The organism is Tardiphaga sp. (assembly GCF_028290495.1).
Lineage (GTDB): Bacteria > Pseudomonadota > Alphaproteobacteria > Rhizobiales > Xanthobacteraceae > Tardiphaga.
This window is the reverse complement of record NZ_JAQGJT010000069.1, coordinates 28574-45689: the sequence shown is the minus strand read 5'-3', so window position 1 is coordinate 45689 and position 17116 is coordinate 28574. Positions and strand designations below refer to the sequence as shown.

Sequence of the window (17116 nt, the reverse complement as noted above, 5' to 3'; positions counted from 1 at the left end):
TCGCGAAGCCTGCTTGCACTCACCACATAAAACCGCGCGGCCCGTTTCCGGACCGCGCGGTGCAGACAAAGGATCAAAGCTTACAGTTTGCCGAGCAGCAACAGGATCAGCAAGATCACCACGATCAGGCCGAGACCGCCGCCGCCGTAATAGCCGGTGCCATAGAACGGACCGCCGCCGATGCCGGAAAAGCCGCCGAGCAAGGCGATGACGAGAATGATAAGAATGATTGTTCCGAGTGACATGGACTTCTCCTCAGCCTGGCAGGCGGCACGAACTCGTCTGCCTTCATGCGACAAAAACGCGCTGTTGCGACTAAAGTTCCATCGGCGAAACCTGAGCCGCGCCAAGGGCTTTTTTCGGCACCACGCGCGCTTACATGCGTTGCGTAGGATCGCGCTGTTTTCGAGGAATGTCCGATGTCCGCACCGCTTGTCGTTTCCATCCCGCACCGCCTTGGCCGCGAGGAAGCCTGCCGTCGCCTCAAGACCGGCCTGACCAAGGCCGCCACCAGCGTGCCGGTGCTCAAGGTCGATGAGGAACGTTGGGAAGGCGATCGCATGATCTTTCGCGTCCGCGCGATGGGGCAGGTCGCTTCCGGCCATGTCGATGTCGCCGAGGATCACGTCACTGTCGAAGTGACGCTGCCGTGGCTGCTGCAACGTTTTGCCGAAGTGGCGCAGGCCGCGATCAAGTCGCGCGGCAATCTATTGCTCACGAAGAAGGGCTGATTGCTGCTGTGCGTCATCGGTAACTGCACTGCGGAATGAGATTTTCGTGAGCCAACTATCAACCAGTTGCAAACAATTTGGTGCGAACTTTTTGACAGGTGCGGAAGAAGGGAACCGAACTTCGCGAGTCGGCACGACATCCGCCTGGCCGCCCGGCCGTCGATCCCGGGCGGCCTTTTTGTGGATCGTTGCAGTCGCGTTTAACGCCGGCGCGAAGCCGCGGCAGGCGCGCGGGCTTTCACGACCGCGACCGGCATGCCTTTCAACAACCCGGCGACGCTGAGGCCGGCGTCGCTGTTCTCCATTCCCTTGATCGCATAGCCCGGTGCCGGCACGTTGGCGTCGATGGCATCATTGGCGGGCCAGGTGCGGCCGCCTTGCGTCAACGCGCCGAACGAGCGGCCGACCACCACTATGGCGGCCTCGCGATGGCGGCGGCGCGCAAAGGCGATGACGTGGCCGGCATGCGGCCCCGTTACTTCCAGCGGCACGTAGTCACCAAGCGTGAACACGTCGGCCATCTCGGAGCGCAGCCGGATCAGTTCGCGCGTCCAGGCCAGCTTGATGTGGCCGTTGTCCCAATACTGCGCCAGTGCGGCCCAGTCGGGCTGCTGGAGCTTGGCCAGAATGGCGGCACGCTGCCTGAAGTTGACCGGGCGGCGGTTGTCGGGATCGACCAGCGAGAAATCCCAGAGCTCGGTGCCCTGGTAGAAGTCCGGCACGCCGGGCATTGTCGCCTTCAGCGTGATCTGGCTCAGCGAATTCAATGCGCCGAGCAGCGACGTGCGCTTCGCGAAGGTCTCCAGCGCTTCCAGGAATTCGCGGGATTGCGTGGGATCGAGGATGCGTTCGAGAAACAGCTGCAATCCCTTCTCGTAGGCGTCGTTGGGATTGAGCCAGCTGGTTTCCTGCTTGCCCTCGCGCGCCGCTTTCAGCGCGTAGGCCTGCATGCGCTCCAGGAACGTGCCGTCGCGCTTTTCCAGCGGCCACGCGCCGAGCAGTGTCTGATACAACATATATTCGAACGATGCCGAGGGCGCGCGCATCTCACCGTCAACAACCAGATGCGGCGCGTTCAGAACCTTCCAGCGGCTGACTGCACTGGCCCACTCGCCGGGCATTTCAGCCAGCGCCAGTTGTCGCGCGCGGGCGTCCTCGCCGCGCTTGGTGTCATGCGTCGCGGTCGCCGTCATGCCGTGCGGCCACTCTTTCGCGCGCGTCGCCATCATAGCGTGGAAATCGCCAAGCGGCATCGCCTTTGCCGCTGGATCGCTGCCGACTTCGTTGAGCGCCAGCAGGCGATGGTAGCGATAGAACGCGGTGTCTTCGAGCGATTTGGCCATCGTCGGCCCGGTGAACTGCTGCACCTTCAGTGCGAAGCGGCGCACCCGCGGCTTGCTGTGAGTGACGCGGCCGGGCTTTAACAGATCGAGCGTCAGCGCGTCGCGCAGGAAGTCGAACAGGCCCTCGTCAGCGCCGAACCAGTCGGCGCGCGCCTTCTCGATGGTGGTCGAGATCAGCTCGCGGTCGAGCGCCGAGGGGCCTGCGGCGGTGAGATAGGTGCGGTAGACCGGGAAGTGCAGCACGTAGAGCTCGAATGCCTGCCGCAGCGTGTCGGCGGAGAAGTCGCGGGTCGAATAATGCCCGCCGGCGATCCGCGCCAGCAGGCGCGTCAGCACGGTGAATTCGCTCAGCAGTAGCGTTTCCAGCACGCGCAGCTTGGATTCGCGCAGCAGCGGCGCAAATTTCGGCGAGGTATTGCTGACCTGTCGCCAGATCTCGTCGAGCGGCTCCAGCCCCTTCTCATCTACCAGCACCTGGGTGATGGCGTTGAGCCATTCGTAGCCGGTGGTGCCGTGCACGCCGGCGAGCTGCACCAGTTTTTCGTTCTCGCCGAGGATCTTCTCGATCAACACGTAGAGCGGCTTTGACTTGTCGACCTGTGCGTCGCGGATCAGCCGTCGCAGTCGCTGGAAATACTGCGCGGGGTCGCGCAGCCCGTCGATATGATCGAGCCGCAGGCCTTGCAACTTGTCTTCCGCGATCAGACGCTTCACCAGCGTGTGGATTGCATAGAAAGTACCGGCATCCTCTACGCGCAGCCCGGCCAGCGCGTTGACGTCGAAGAAGCGGCGATAGTTGATCTCGCTGGAGGCCAGTCGCCACTGGCCGAGCTTGTAGTGCTGGCGCTCCAGCAGATTGTGCAACGTCTGGATTTGCACGGGGCGGTCCGGGCCGGCAAGGTAGGCGTCGAGGCCGCGCTCGATCAGTTCGGCGCCGCCGGGAACGGCAGCGAGTTCCTGCTTGAAGCCCGGCGCTTCCGCGAGGTTCGGATGCCGCAACCCCTTGTAGCGTGAGGCGAGGTCGAGGATCGCCCGGCCGGCCGGCGTCTCCGCTGCATCGGCCTCCTTGATGACGGCACGCAGGATCTCGCTGTAGCGCTCCGGCGCGATCGGCAGGCGGTGCTCGAAATACCACGCCGAGAAGCTGCCTTCGGTCGCGTCGAATTTCAGTTCGATCTCGCCGCTGTCGAGTGCCTGTCCGTAGGAGCTGCCGATGATCGGCAGCAGTACGCCGCCGCGGGCGCGGTAGGGCAGGGTGTCCCAGTCGATGTCGAAAGAGACGGCATGCGGCGAGGCCTCGCCCCATTCCAGTACGCTCAGCCACCACGGATTATCGGCGAAATGCACGCCGACATGGTTCGGCACGAAATCCAGGATGAGTCCGATATCGTTCTTCTTCAGTTCGGCGCTGAGGCGCTCGAAGCCTTCCTCGCCGCCGAGTTCGGGATTGAACCGGGTGTGATCGACGATGTCATAGCCATGCGTGCTGCCGGCGCGCGCTTTCAGAAACGGTGAGGCGTAGAGATGCGTGATGCCCAGTGATTTCAGGTAAGGCACGATCGCCGCGGCGTGGTCGAAGGTGAACGCGCCGGTCAGCTGGATGCGGTAGGTGGCAATCGGGATAGCGGCACTCATGATGCCTCGTCTATTCGCCAGTGCACCGACCACGGTACCACGACGTTGGCGACGTCGCTGCCCCATAGCTTGGTGCCGGGCCAGGGCTGGTGCTCCCCGGCGATTGCGCGGTCGGAGAGATTGGCCAGCAGATGCAGCGTAGCGCCGTCCCCCATCCTCCAGTGTGCTTTCAGGATGCCGTTGTCGGCGGCCTGGGCATCGCCGAAGCGCGTGCCCTTGAGCCGCGGCATGATGTGATGCCGGCGCAAAGCCAGAAGTTCGCGCACCAGCGCCAGCCGTCGCTGGCCGGCGGCTTCGTCGAGGTCTCTCCAGTCGAGCACGGCAGAGCGGAACGTCGACTCGTCGAGCGGGTCGGGAATGTTGTTGCCGTATTTCTCGTAAGCGCCGGCGAATTCCCTCTTGCGGCCCTGACGAACCGCTTCGGCGAGGTCGCCCTTGAAGTCGCAGAAGAACGGGAACGGCGTCTTCGCGCCCCATTCATCACCTTGGAACAGCATCGGCACCATCGGCGCCAGCAGCGTGATCGCAAGCGCTGCCTCGATCGCCTTTGGCTTGGCGATAGCCTCGAGGCGGTCGCCAAGCGCGCGGTTGCCGATCTGGTCGTGGTTCTGCAGGAAGTTGACGAAACCGGACGGCTCCAGTTCTCCGCTCGGCTCGCCGCGCGGGGCGCCATCGCGATGCGCCGAAGGCTCGCCCTGATAGGCGAAGCCGGAGGACAGCGTGCGCACCACGTGGTCGATCGGGCGAGGCGCGTAGTCGCTGTAATAGCCGTTGTCTTCGTCGGTCAGCAGCACGTGCCAGGCGTGGTGATAGTCGTCGTTCCACTGCGCGCGAAACTTGCCACACGGCGGATTGGTGGCAGGGTCGAGCAGCGACGCTTTATTGTCGTCGTTCTCCAGCACCAGGTGAATCCAGCGGCCGGTCTCCGAGGCCAGCTTGCCGACCTCGCAGCTGAGTTCGTGCAGCATCGGGATTTCGCCCTGTTCGGGAATCGTGTGCACGGCATCGAGCCGCAGTCCGTCGAAGCGATAGTCGCGCAGCCACGACACCGCATTCTCGATCGCAAAAGCACGGACCTGCGGAAGCTGGTAGTTGATCGCCGCGCCCCACGGCGTATGGGCTTCGCCGAAGAACTCCGGCGCGTAGCTGCCGAGGTAATTCCCCTCCGGGCCGAAGTGGTTGTAGACGACATCGAGGAACACCATAAGGCCGCGCAGATGCGCCTCGTCGATCAGCGTCTTGAGATCCTCGGGGCGGCCGAACATGCCATCCGGCGCATACCACAGCACGCCGTCATAGCCCCAGTTGCGTCGGCCGGCAAAATCCGCCAGCGGCATCATTTCCAGCGCGGTGATCCCGGTGGCAACCAGATGGTCAAGCCTCTCGATCATCGCAAGGTAGGTGCCTTCCGGCGTGAAGCTGCCGACATGGGTCTCGATCAGCACGGTCTCTTCCCAGGGCCGGCCCCGCCAGCCGGTGGCCTTCCACGGAAAAGAAGAGTGGTCGATCACCTCGCTGGGGCCAGCGATGTCCTGTGGCTGGAACGAGGAGGCGGGGTCCGGCACGTTGTCGGCGCCGTCGATATGGAAACGGTAGGTGGCGCCGGCCGTGACGCCGGGCACTTCGGCCGAGAACCAGCCGTCGTCACTGCGCACAAGCGGATAAAATTTGTCGAGCAACACATCGACGCGCTTTGCAGCCGGCGCCCACAGCCGGAACACTGCGCCGGTCGGGGTGAGGCGCGGCCCGAACGCTCGCTCATTCATGAAACAGAACCGGCAAAGGCGAGAACAGAACGCGGCGGCGCGTCGACGTCGCTGCCGGAAGGCAGGATCGCGATCGACAGGCTGTCGTCGGCGGTGTTGAGCACCTGCCGCCAGTGCTTGTACTCGGCCACCTTCGGCAGTTTGAAGGGGATGCCCTCGGGCGCCGAATTCAGCACGATGAAGATCGGGTTCTGGGTGTCCTCGCAGGGGCTGAGCACATAAGCGAGGAAGCGGCCGTCGGGGAACGCCCAGTCCTGTTCGGACATCTCGTCGGCGGCGGGCGTCAGCCACAGCACGCCGTAGCTGCCGTCGGCGCGGCGGCCGTCGAGCCATTTTTGCGCGCGGATCTGCGGAAAGCGTTGCCGCAGTTGCGCCATGTAGCCGATGAAATCGGTGAGGTCATCTTCCTTGCGGCCGAGATTTTCCCAGCCGACCCAGCCGATCTCGTTGTCCTGGCAGTAGGCGTTGTTGTTGCCGTCCTGGGTGTTGCCGACCTCGTCGCCGGCGAGCAGCAGCGGCACGCCCTGCGCTAGCATGAGGCAGGCCAGCTGGTTCTTGCGCAACTGCCGGCGCAGCGCCTGCAGCGCCGGATCGTCGGTCGGACCCTCGACGCCGAAGTTGTTGCTGAGGTTGTCGCTGGAGCCGTCGCGGTTGTCCTCGCCATTGGCCTCGTTGTGCTTCTCGTTGTAGGCGAACAGGTCGGCCAGCGTGAAGCCGTCATGCACGGTGACGTGGTTGATGCCGGCGCGCTGCTTGCGGCCATCATGGTTGAACACGTCGGAGGAGCCGGTCATGCGACCGGAGACCTCGCCGATCAGGCTGCCCTCGCCACTCCAGTAACGCCGCATCGCGCTGCGGTACTTGTCGTTCCATTCCGACCATTGCGACGGAAACGCGCCGACCTGATAACCGCCCATGCCGAGATCCCACGGCTCGGCGATCAGCTTGACTGTGGCCAGCACGGGGTCCTGTCGAACCGCGGTGAGGAAGGCGCTGTTGCGATCGAAGCCGTTGGGGTTGCGCGCCAGTTCGGTGGCGAGGTCGAAACGGAAGCCATCGACGTGGCAGACCTCGACCCAGTAACGCAGCGAGTCCATCACCATCTGCAGCACGCGCGGATGCGTCAGGTTGACCGAACTGCCGCATCCCGTGAAGTCGTCGTAGAAACGCTTGTTGTCCGGCATCAGCCAGTAATAGGAGGAATTGTCGATGCCGCGATAACTCAGCGTCGGGCCGAGATGGTTGCCTTCGGCGGTGTGGTTGTAGACTACGTCGAGAATGACCTCGATGCCGGCATCGTGCAGCCGGGCCACGGTGGTGCGGAACGCATCGAGCGGATTGTCCGCGCCGTAGCGCGCTTCCGGTGCAAAGAATGACAGCGAATTGTAGCCCCAGTAATTGGCGAGCCGGAGCTCCACCAGCCGGCGGTCATCGACGAAGCTCTGCACCGGAAGCAATTCGATCGCGGTGACGCCGAGCCGCTTGAGGTGGTCGATCATCGCCGGCGAGGATAGGCCGCGATAGGTGCCGCGGATGCCCGGCGGCACGTCCTTGCGGCCCATCGTCAATCCCTTGACGTGGGCCTCGTAGATGATGGTGTCTTCCCACGCCACGCTCGGCCGGGATTCCTTGCGGCCCCAGTTGAACGTCTCGTCAATGACGACGGCCTTCGGCATGCCGCGGGCATTATCGCGGCGGTCGAAGGAAAGGTCCTCGCGTGCGCTGCCGGTTCGGTAGCCGAAATGCGCATCGCTCCACACCAGCCGCCCGGCCATCTTCTTGGCATAGGGGTCGAGCAGCAGCTTGTGTGCATTGAAACGATGGCCGTGCTCCGGCTCATATGGTCCGTGCACGCGGTAGCCATAGAGCTGGCCCGGCGAGACGTCTGCGAGGTAGCCGTGCCAGACATCCTCGTTGCGCTCGGGTAGTTCGACGCGCTCCAGCTCGCGGCGGCCCTGGCTGTCGAACAGGCAAAGCTCGACCTTCTGGGCGGTCGCCGAAAACAGGGCGAAATTGGTTCCCCTGCCGTCCCAGCTGGCGCCGAGCCGAGAGTGTGTGCCGGTGGTGACACGCATGTCTAGAATTCCGGTACGAGAAAGATAGCGGCCAGCGGCGGCAGAGTGAGGCTCAGCTCCGGTACCAGCCCGGCGGTCCGCACCTCACCAGCATTGCCGACATTGCTGCCGCCGTAAATCCCGGCATCGGAGTTCAGCACCTCCCTCCATTTGCAGGGGAACGGCACCCGGACCTTGTAGTCGCGATAGACGTTGGGCGAAAAATTCACCACCACAAGGCATTGCGCGCGGGGATTGGCGCCCTTGCGCAGCCACGCGAAAACGTTGCTGGCGGCGTCTTCCGTAATGACCCACTCGAAGCCGGCGGGGTCGCAATCCAGCTCGTGCAGCGCCGGCTGGTTGCGGTAAAGCTCATTGAGATCGCGCACCAGCGACTGGATGCCCTTGTGCTTGTCCTGCTCCAGCAGGTGCCAGTCCAGCGAACGGTCGTGATTCCACTCACGTTCCTGGGCGAATTCGCAACCCATGAACATCAGCTTCTTGCCGGGGTGGCCGAACATGAAAGCGTAATACGCCCGCAGATTGGCAAAACGCTGCCAGTCGTCGCCGGGCATCCGGCCGATCAGCGACTTCTTGCCGTGCACGACTTCGTCATGGGACAGCGGCAGCACGAAATTTTCCGAGAACGCATATTGCAGGCCGAACAGGATCGAGCCGTGGTGATATTTGCGATGGATCGGATCCTGGCTGATGTAGTTCAGCGTGTCGTGCATCCAGCCCATGTTCCACTTGTAGCCGAAGCCGAGCCCGCCAAATTCGACCGGGCGCGACACCTGCGGCCAGGCGGTGGATTCTTCCGCTGCCGTCATGGCGTTGGGGAATTTGGCGTAGACCTCGGTGTTGAAGCGGCGCAGAAACGCGACGGCCTCGAGATTTTCACGGCCGCCAAACTTGTTGGGAATCCAGGCGCCGGCCTCCCGGCTGTAGTCGAGATACAGCATCGAGGCCACGGCATCGACGCGCAGCCCGTCGATGTTGTAACGCTCCAGCCAGAACAGCGCGTTCGACACCAGGAAATTGACCACTTCGGTGCGACCGTAATTGTAGATCAGCGTGCCCCAGTCCATGTGCCGGCCCTGCAAGGGATTGGCATGTTCATAGAGCGCGGTGCCGTCGAACACGCCGAGGCCGTGCGGATCATCCGGGAAATGGCCGGGCACCCAGTCGAGCAGCACGGCGAGGCCGTCGGCGTGGCATGCATCGATCAGCGCGGCAAAGTCTTCCGGCGTGCCAAAGCGGCTGGTCGGCGCGAACATGCCGGTCGGCTGATAACCCCATGAGCCGTCGAACGGATGCTCGTTGACCGGCAGGAATTCGACATGGGTGAAGCCGAGCTCGCGGGCATAGCGCGGCAACGTTTCCGCCAGCTCGCGGTAAGTCAGCCAGGCATTGTCGTCGCCCTTGCGGCGCCACGAGCCCAGATGCACTTCATAGATCGACATCGGCTTGTTGAGCGCGTTGATGCCGGCTGGCGCGGATCGCGGATGCGGCACCTTGGTCTCGTCCAGCACGATCGACGCGGTCGAGGGACGCAGTTCCGCCTCGAACGCCATCGGGTCGGATTTCAGCGCCAGTTGCTGGCCTTGCGGGCCGGTGATGGCGAATTTGTAATGGTCGCCGGCAGTCGCGGCCGGGACGAACAGCTCCCAGTAGCCGTTGCCGCGCACGCGCATTGGATGCCGGCGCGGGTTCCAGAAATTGAAGTCGCCGACCACGCTGACGCGCTGTGCATTCGGCGCGAACACGACGAAGCCGACGCCCTTGACGCCTTCCAGCGTCATCGGGTGCGCGCCGAGCTTGTCGTACAGTCGCTGATGCGTGCCTTCACCGAGCAGATAGAGGTCGAATTCGGTCAGGATCGCCGGGAAGCGATAGGGGTCATCGAGATCGACGGTGCGGTCGCCATATCTGGCGCGCAACTGGTATCTGGTCGAGCCATTGGCCAGCGGGCCGACGAACAGGCCGGCTTCGTGGACACGTTCCAGCGTGGTCGCCGCGCCATGATCGTCGATCGCATCGACATTGGTCGCCTCAGGCAGGAAGGCGCGCACGATCATGCGGTCGTCCTCCTTGTGGGGGCCGAGATAGTGGAACGGATCGGAGTGGCGACCTTCGACGATCGCATAAGCCTCTTCGGGTAGCTTGATCATGTAACGTCCTCAGAGTGCTGATTCAGTATACGCAACGTGCCGGCTAGCGGAACGCGTAGCCAGTCCGGCCGGTGCGCAAGTTCGTATTCGATCTCGTAGAACGCTTTTTCCAGCAGGAAAAAGTTCATCATGCCTTCGGCCTTGGCGGGATCGGCGGGCCACAGCCGCGGATCGGTCAAGGTATCGCGATAGGCACCAACGAATGCCGTCGTTGCCCGTTCCCGCCAACCGTCGAGCGCCGCGGCCAATCTGCCGGTTTCGTCCGGGGCGACCTTGAGCGCGCGTTCTAGCGCCGCCGTCACCGAATAGTCGATCGAGCGGATCAGGCCCGCGACGTCGCGCGCCGCCGGCGCCTTGCGGCGACGCTCGGCGATCGGACGGCGCGGTTCGCCCTCGAAATCGATGACGAAGATGTCGTCCTTGACGATCAGCATCTGGCCCAGATGGAAGTCGCCGTGATGGCGGATCTTCAGCCCGTCGATGTCATCCGGCAGAAAAGCTGCCAGACGCTCGCGCAAGCCGGTACGCAGCGCCAGCATCTGGTCGATCATCTCCCGGTCGGACTCTTTCGCGCCGGCGCGGCGCTGCTGCATGTCGTCGAAGGCGATCTCGGCGCGCGCCATGATCTCCTCGATCCATAGCTGCACATCCTCCGGCGCATTTGGCTCGGGCGCAAATCCCTCGACGTTGTCGCAGCTGGCCAGCGCCATGTGCATCTCGGCGACCCGGCGGCCGGTTTGCACCATGTAACGCAGATACGGCACCTGCTCGTCGCTCTGGGCAAGTTCGTCGCCGTTGGCGAGCATCTTCTGCTCGTCAACGAAGCGGTCGAGATAGGCCGAGGTGACCGTCCACGCGTCGCCCTGATTCTGCACGAACGCGTGAATGATAGCGATCGCGCTTGGCTGGTCGCCTTCGATCAGTTCGACGCTGCCGAGCAGCGCCGGGGTGTTGGCATAGCCGGCGACGTCGGTGAGGAAGCGGCCGACCTCGATCTCCGGATTGATGCCGGTTTGCAACTTGCGGTACAGCTTCACGACATAATCGTTGTCCACCAGCGCCGTCGAGTTGGATTGTTCGGTCTCGACCGCGCGGATGCTGAGCGGCTGGCGGAACGGCCGCTCCGTCAGCTTGGTGGTCGGCCTGAACTCCAGGCGTGCGCTGCCGTCCTCGTTCTCGACAGTCAGCGCGCGGTGCAGGTTGTGCAGCAACAGGGCGATGAAAATCTGGTCGGTGGCGACATCCAGCAGCGTGCCTTCGCGGGCGCCCTGGCGGACCGCCGCGAAGGCGCGCGGATTGTAACGTTCGCGATCAAAGCGCACCCATTCGATCTGCATCGGCAACACGTATCGCGTCGGTACGCCGCGCTGCGTGGTTTCGAAAAATGCCAGCCACGGCCGGTTGTCGCCGATGTCGCAGAACGGCACCGCCGAGGTCAGCGTTGCCTTGATCGCCTTGGCGGAGCGCTCCGGGAACCAGCGCGTGCGCGCCAGATGGGCGGGTAATACGTCGTTCTCGAATACGCCGCGGGTGCGTTCGAGCGACATCCAGGTGGCGCCGAGCGGCACCACCAGCGTCTCGAATTCCGGCACCACGGCGGGCTGGGTGTGTTCGGAAACGTCGCGCTCTTCCAGCATGAACCAGTAGAAGCCGTAGGGCGCCATGGTGAGCATGTAGGGCAGCTCGCCGATCGGCGGGAATTTGTTGCGGCCGAGCATTTCGCGCGGCACGCGCTCCTTCCACGGCGACAGATCAAGTTCGGTCGCTTGCGCCGTGCGCGACAGGTTGGCGACGCACAGGATGACCTCGTCGCCAAACTGCCGGACGTAGCTCAGCACCGAGCGGTTGGTCGGGCGGATGAAGGTCATGGTGCCGCGGCCAAAGGCCAGCGTTGACTTGCGCACTGCCATCAGCCGCCGCGTCGCGGAAAGCTGCGACGACAGCGAGCGCGACTGCGCCTCGACGTTGACGGACTCGTAGCCGTAGACGGGATCCATGATGGTTGGGGCATAGAGCCGCGCGGGGTCGGCGCGGGAGAAGCCGCCGTTGCGGTCCGGGCTCCACTGCATCGGCGTGCGCACGCCGTTGCGGTCGCCGAGATAGATGTTGTCGCCCATGCCGATCTCGTCGCCGTAATAGATCACGGGCGTGCCGGGGAATGACATCAGCAGCGAATTCATCAGCTCGATCTTGCGGCGGTCGTTGTCCATCAGCGGCGCGAGGCGGCGGCGGATACCGACGTTGATGCGGGCGCGCGGATCGTTGGCGTAGGTCGACCACAGGTAATCGCGCTCGACGTCGGTGACCATTTCCAGCGTCAGCTCGTCATGGTTGCGCAGGAACATGGCCCACTGGCAGTCTGCCGGAATGTCCGGCGTCTGACGCAGGATGTCGGTGATCGGGAAGCGGTCTTCCTGCGCGATCGCCATGTAGATGCGCGGCATCAGCGGGAAATGATACGCCATGTGGCATTCGTCGCTGTCGCCGAAGTATTCCTGCACGTCTTCCGGCCACTGGTTGGCCTCGGCGAGCAGCAGCTTGCCCGGCGCGTAGGCGTCGAGTTCGGCGCGCAGGTGCTTGATGACCTTGTGGGTCTCGGGCAGGTTCTCGTTGTTGGTGCCGTCGCGCTCGACCAGATAGGGGATCGCGTCGAGACGGAAGCCGTCGACGCCGGCGTCGAGCCATCGCTTCATCACCTGCACGACGGCGGAAACGACGCGCGGATTGTCGAAGTTCAGGTCCGGCTGATGCGAGAAGAAGCGGTGCCAGTAATAGGCTTTCGCTTCCGGGTCCCAGGTCCAGTTCGATTTTTCGGTGTCTGTGAAGATGATCCGGGTGCCATCGTACTTCTTGTCGCTGTCGCTCCAGACATACCAGTCGCGGGCGCTGGAGCCGGCGGGGCTGCGCCGCGCGCGTTTGAACCAGTCGTGCTGGTCCGAGGTGTGATTGATGACCAGCTCTGTGATGACGCGCAGGCCGCGCCGCTTGGCTTCGGTGATGAAGCGGCGAAAATCCTTCATGGTGCCGAAATCGGGATGGATCGAACCGTAATCGGCGATGTCATAGCCGTCGTCGCGGCCCGGCGACGGGTAGAACGGCATCAGCCACAGAGCGGTGACGCCCAGCTCCTGCAGGTAATCGAGCTTTTCGGTGAGGCCGGCGAAGTCGCCAATGCCATCATTGTTGCTGTCTGCGAAAGCCTTCACATGCAGCTGGTAGATAATCGCGTCCTTGTACCACAGGTGATCATCCTTGGCGCCCGGCGTTAAAGTCGAGTCGGTCTTGGTCATCACGTTCATGTCGGGCGCTTTCAGGCGAGGCAGCGGAAGAAGATGGCGGGGTCGCGCATGGGATCGATGCGGATACGAAGGCCGCCCCACTCGATGGGATGGCGCTCCCCGGTCACGATATTCTCGACCGCCGCGATGTCGCGGCGCTCGCCATCGACCATGACCTGGCTGTTGATCGGCAGCCAGACCTCGTGGACGTCGCGCGACAGCGAGATTGCGCCGGCCACCAGGTTGCTGTGATCGACCGACTCCTTGACGAAGCCGATGACGTTGACGTCATCCACCGCGAGGAAACGCAGGTTACTGGTCTGCTGCAGCGCCTTGTTGGCGCGGCGGGCCATGTTGAGTTCGCGGATATACGGCTTGATGTTGCCGGGCGCGTCCCAGTCGCGGGTCTTGATCTCGTATTTCTCCGAATTCAGGTATTCTTCCTTGCCCGCAATAGCCTCGTGTTCGATCAGTTCGAAGCCGTTGTAGATGCCATAGGTCGATGACAGCGAAGCGGCCAGCGCGACGCGCGCCTTGAACACCCACGCCTCGCCGGACTGCAGGTGATATGGCAGGATGTCCGGCGTGTTGACGAAGAAGTTCGGGCGATAGAAGTCGCGCTCCGGATAGCCGCACAGCTCGTTGAGATACTGCTCGATCTCCCACTTCTCGGTTCGCCACGTGAAATACGTGTACGATTGCGAGAAGCCGAGCTTGGCCAGCCCCTTCATCAGCTTCGGTTTGGTGAACGCCTCGGCCAGGAACAGCGCGTCGGGGTGCTTGATCTGGACTTCGTGGATCATCCACTCCCAGAAACGCAACGGCTTGGTATGTGGATTGTCGATGCGAAAAATCTTCACGCCGTGATCGGCCCAGAACAGGATCACGTCGCGCAGCGCATTCCACAGCGATCCCGCGTCGTCGCAGGTGAAGTCGGGATTGTGGATGTCCTCGTAGCGCTTCGGCGGATTCTCGGCATATTTCATCGTGCCGTCGGGCCGGCGCTTGAACCAGTCCGGATGCTCGGTGATCCACGGATGATCCGGCGAGCACTGCACGGCGACGTCGATCGCCACTTCCATGTCGAGCGTCGTGCATGCCGCGATGAAGGCTTGAAAGTCGTCCATCGTGCCGAGTTCGGGATGGATGGCGTCGTGGCCGCCCTCCACGCCGCCGATGGCGTAGGGGCTACCGACATCGCCGGGCGCGGCGGTCAGCGCATTGTTCTTGCCCTTGCGGTTGGTCACGCCGATCGGATGGATCGGCGTGAAATAGACCACGTCAAAACCCATCGCAGCGACGTCCGGCAGCCGCGCGATGCAGTCGCGGAAGGTGCCGTGCTGGCCCTCGACCTGGCTCTGGCTGCGCGGCACCATCTCGTACCACGCGCCGTTGCGCGCACGCTCGCGGTCGATCATCAGCGGCAGCAATGGCGAGCGCGTGAGATCCGGGCGCGACTGCGCCTCGCCCATCGCGTTGCGCAGTACGGGCGCGAGCAGCGGCGCGGTATCGCCGGTCTGCAAATAGTTCTCGCATTGCTGCACGATCACAGCCGAGGCTTCCGGCCCGCCGGACTGCGCCTTGGTCATCAGGCCTGCGCCTTCTAGCGCATCCAGCGTGACGTCCTGGCCGGCCTTCAGCTTCAGCTCGAAACCGTGGCGCCAGGTGGAGAATTCGTCGGTCCAGGCCTCGACGGCATAGACGTGGCGGCCGATGGCATCCGGAGTGAACGAGCCGCCCCAGCGGTCATTGATCTCCAGCGTCATGGGCGTGCGATTCCAGTTGCGGTCCTGCTCGCGGCGCCAGACGATGGCGGCGGCGATGATCTCATGGCCGTCGCGGTACAGGTCGGCAGACACCTCGATTGGTTCGCCGGCGATCCGCTTGATGGGAAAGCGGCCGCCGTCGATGATCGGATAAATGTTTTCGATATGGAAGGCGCCGCCGGCTGCGACGCCTTCGACGATCTGGGTGGTTTTGTTCACGGTGAGGCCATCGACATGAGGATGTCGTCCCAATTCGAGTTGCGGAATAGAGACGGGGCGATCATATACAAAGCCTCGTGACAGGCGTTAGTTCCATCGGGAACCGAGCTTAGGCAGAAGCGTTGAAAAATCGCTATCCTCTTCCTTAAATTCACAAATTTCGCGACGATCCGTCATTGTTGCGTTGCAAAGAATGTGCCCGAATGGACGTCTTCACCAAAGCCGAAGAACTTGGGATTCAGACTGGTTTTCACGACGGGCAGGGGCACTGGCACACCACCGATGCCGCGGCCCTGAAGATCATCCTTGATGCCATTCCGGCACGCACCCGGCATCGCTTCATCTCGGGCACCGTCGTGGTGCGCGCGGGGCAGGCCGAGCGGACCTACCTGACGGAGGCCGCCCGCTTCCCGCTGAAGTGGGAGATTGTGGACGGGGCCAGGGTCCTCGCCGAAGGCGAGACCGGGGACCGCAGTATCCTGTGGCCGCTCGACCTGCCGATCGGTGTCTGGCGATTGCGGTTAACCGACGCATCGCTGTTTTCTGAGGAAGCCGCCTTGATCGTCACGCCCGCCAAGGCATTTCCCGGCGCGTTCGACCGTTCCTGGATCCTTGCCGTCCAACTCTACGGCCTGCGTTCCGAGCGCAACTGGGGTATGGGCGATTTCACCGACCTGCAGACCCTGATCGCGATGGCCGCCGACATCGGCGCCGCCGGCATAGGCCTCAACCCGCTGCACGCTCTGTTCGACGACCGGCCGGCCGAATGCAGCCCGTATTCGCCGAACAGTCGGCTTTTTCTCAACCCGCTGTATATCGACGTCGAGGTGCTGCCGGAATTCGTCGCCAGTAATAACGGCGATAGGCTGGCCGGGCTGCGCGCCAGCCGGTTCGTTGACTATGTCGAAGTCGCTGCCGCCAAGACGGCTGCGTTGCGCGCAGCCTTCGAGATCTTCAACGCCGATCCGGCTTCCACGCGCCAGATCGCTTTCGCGGCGTTTCGTGCCGAGCGCGCGCCGCTGCTGACGCGCTTTGCCTGTTTCGAGATGCTGCGGCACAAACTCCAGACGGCGTGGTGGGACTGGCCGGCGGAATTCCAGCACCCCGATGATGAACAATGTGCCCGTTTGCGCGCGGGGCACGACGCCAAAGAAGTCGCCTTCATCGAATACGTGCAATGGAATGCCGATCTCCAGCTCAAGGCATGCCATGAGTTGACGGCCAAGCTCGGCATGAAGGTCGGGCTGTATCTCGACGTCGCCGTCGGCGTGCAGAGCGGCGGCTTCGATGCCTGGAATGAACAGGTTGCTGTCTCGCGCCACCTGTCGATCGGCGCGCCGCCGGATGCGTTGCAGCCCGCCGGCCAGAACTGGGGCCTGGCCGGCTTCAACGGGGCGGGACTGGAGACGACGTCGTTTGCGCCCTACAAGGCGATGTTGCGCGCGTCGATGCGCTATGCCGGCGCGGTCCGGCTCGATCACGTGCTCGGTCTCAACCGTCTTTACGTCGTGCCGCACGACTACGCCGCCGACAACGGTGCCTATGTGAAGATGCCGCTGCAGGCGCTGCTGGCGGTGACGGCGCAGGAAAGCGTCGCCAATAATTGTGTGGTGATCGGCGAGGACCTGGGCACCGTGCCGGACGGTTTTCGCGACGAACTCGGCGGCTGGGGCATCTGGTCGTATCTGGTGATGATGTTCGAGCGCGACGACCGTGGCGCGTTCCGCGATGTCGACCAATATGCCACCAATGCGTTGGTGACCTTCAATACCCACGATCTGCCGACGCTGGCCGGCTGGCGCAGCTATGCCGATCTGGTCATGAAGCGCGGGCTCGGCATCGACCCCGGCGAAAGCGACGACGCCCGGCGTTACGCCATCGAGAAGCTCGGCGACGCGCTGCGCCAGCATGGTATCGAGAACGCCGACCTCTACGGCGTGCTCCGGTTCCTGTCGCTGACATCGACGCGGATGCTGGCCGTCGCGATGGAGGACCTGCTCGGCGTCATCGACCAGCCCAACATTCCCGGCACCATCGACGAGCACCCGAACTGGCGGCAGCGCCTGCCGGTCACGGTGGAAGCAATCGCCGATGCGATCGATGTCAATGCGTTGCGGGACGCAACCGGCGATCGTTCGCCGCAGGTCGCCTGA

9 protein-coding genes are annotated in these 17116 nt (G+C 63.6%); 2 read left to right on the top strand and 7 right to left on the bottom strand.

Going from position 1 to position 17116, the window contains the following annotated elements; all coding sequences use genetic code 11:
* Positions 1-80 precede the first annotated feature (80 nt).
* Complete coding sequence (locus JWQ24_RS12895) at positions 81-245, bottom strand: DUF3309 family protein (RefSeq protein WP_299808285.1); 165 nt, start codon at positions 243-245, stop codon at positions 81-83.
* 174 nt (positions 246-419) lie between these two features.
* On the opposite strand from JWQ24_RS12895, the gene JWQ24_RS12890 reads away from it, so the two are divergent.
* Positions 420-731, top strand: coding sequence for a polyhydroxyalkanoic acid system family protein (locus JWQ24_RS12890; protein ID WP_299808282.1), 312 nt, complete (start codon positions 420-422; stop codon positions 729-731).
* Between the two features lie 200 nt (positions 732-931).
* Here the strand turns inward: JWQ24_RS12890 and treY are convergent, their stop codons facing one another.
* The 6 genes from treY to JWQ24_RS12860 are packed head-to-tail and all read right to left on the bottom strand — an operon-like array spanning position 932 to position 14963.
* Entirely contained in the window at positions 932-3709 is a 2778-nt protein-coding gene (gene treY / locus JWQ24_RS12885) for a malto-oligosyltrehalose synthase (RefSeq protein ID WP_299808279.1), read from the bottom strand.
* Positions 3706-5475, bottom strand: coding sequence for a malto-oligosyltrehalose trehalohydrolase (gene treZ / locus JWQ24_RS12880; protein WP_299808276.1), 1770 nt, complete (start codon positions 5473-5475; stop codon positions 3706-3708). The genes treY and treZ overlap by 4 nt, the downstream gene beginning before the upstream one ends.
* Positions 5472-7550, bottom strand: coding sequence for a glycogen debranching protein GlgX (gene glgX, locus JWQ24_RS12875; protein ID WP_299808273.1), 2079 nt, complete (start codon positions 7548-7550; stop codon positions 5472-5474). Before glgX ends, treZ begins: the two co-directional genes overlap by 4 nt.
* Positions 7551-7552: 2 nt before the next feature.
* Complete coding sequence (glgB, locus tag JWQ24_RS12870) at positions 7553-9700, bottom strand: 1,4-alpha-glucan branching protein GlgB (protein ID WP_299808270.1); 2148 nt, start codon at positions 9698-9700, stop codon at positions 7553-7555.
* Positions 9697-12999 carry a maltose alpha-D-glucosyltransferase gene (gene treS, locus JWQ24_RS12865; RefSeq protein WP_299808267.1) on the bottom strand — a complete coding sequence of 1101 codons (3303 nt, stop codon included), beginning with the start codon at positions 12997-12999 and terminating at the stop codon, positions 9697-9699. The genes glgB and treS overlap by 4 nt, the downstream gene beginning before the upstream one ends.
* Positions 13000-13010: 11 nt before the next feature.
* A complete protein-coding gene (locus JWQ24_RS12860; protein ID WP_299808264.1) occupies positions 13011-14963 on the bottom strand; it encodes an alpha-1,4-glucan--maltose-1-phosphate maltosyltransferase in 1953 nt (650 codons plus the stop codon).
* A gap of 203 nt (positions 14964-15166) precedes the next feature.
* Between JWQ24_RS12860 and malQ the strand changes: the two genes are divergently transcribed.
* Positions 15167-17116 (top strand): 4-alpha-glucanotransferase, encoded by a 1950-nt coding sequence (gene malQ, locus JWQ24_RS12855; protein ID WP_299808261.1) that lies wholly within the window; start codon positions 15167-15169, stop codon positions 17114-17116.

Coding starts and splice junctions, on each gene's coding strand:
- treY (WP_299808279.1), bottom strand. CDS start 3,709: ATGAGTGCCGCTATCCCGATTGCCACCTACCGCATCCAGCTGACCGGC.
- malQ (WP_299808261.1), top strand. CDS start 15,167: ATGGACGTCTTCACCAAAGCCGAAGAACTTGGGATTCAGACTGGTTTT.
- glgX (WP_299808273.1), bottom strand. CDS start 7,550: ATGCGTGTCACCACCGGCACACACTCTCGGCTCGGCGCCAGCTGGGAC.
- treZ (WP_299808276.1), bottom strand. CDS start 5,475: ATGAATGAGCGAGCGTTCGGGCCGCGCCTCACCCCGACCGGCGCAGTG.
- treS (WP_299808267.1), bottom strand. CDS start 12,999: ATGAACGTGATGACCAAGACCGACTCGACTTTAACGCCGGGCGCCAAG.
- JWQ24_RS12895 (WP_299808285.1), bottom strand. CDS start 245: ATGTCACTCGGAACAATCATTCTTATCATTCTCGTCATCGCCTTGCTC.
- glgB (WP_299808270.1), bottom strand. CDS start 9,700: ATGATCAAGCTACCCGAAGAGGCTTATGCGATCGTCGAAGGTCGCCAC.
- JWQ24_RS12890 (WP_299808282.1), top strand. CDS start 420: ATGTCCGCACCGCTTGTCGTTTCCATCCCGCACCGCCTTGGCCGCGAG.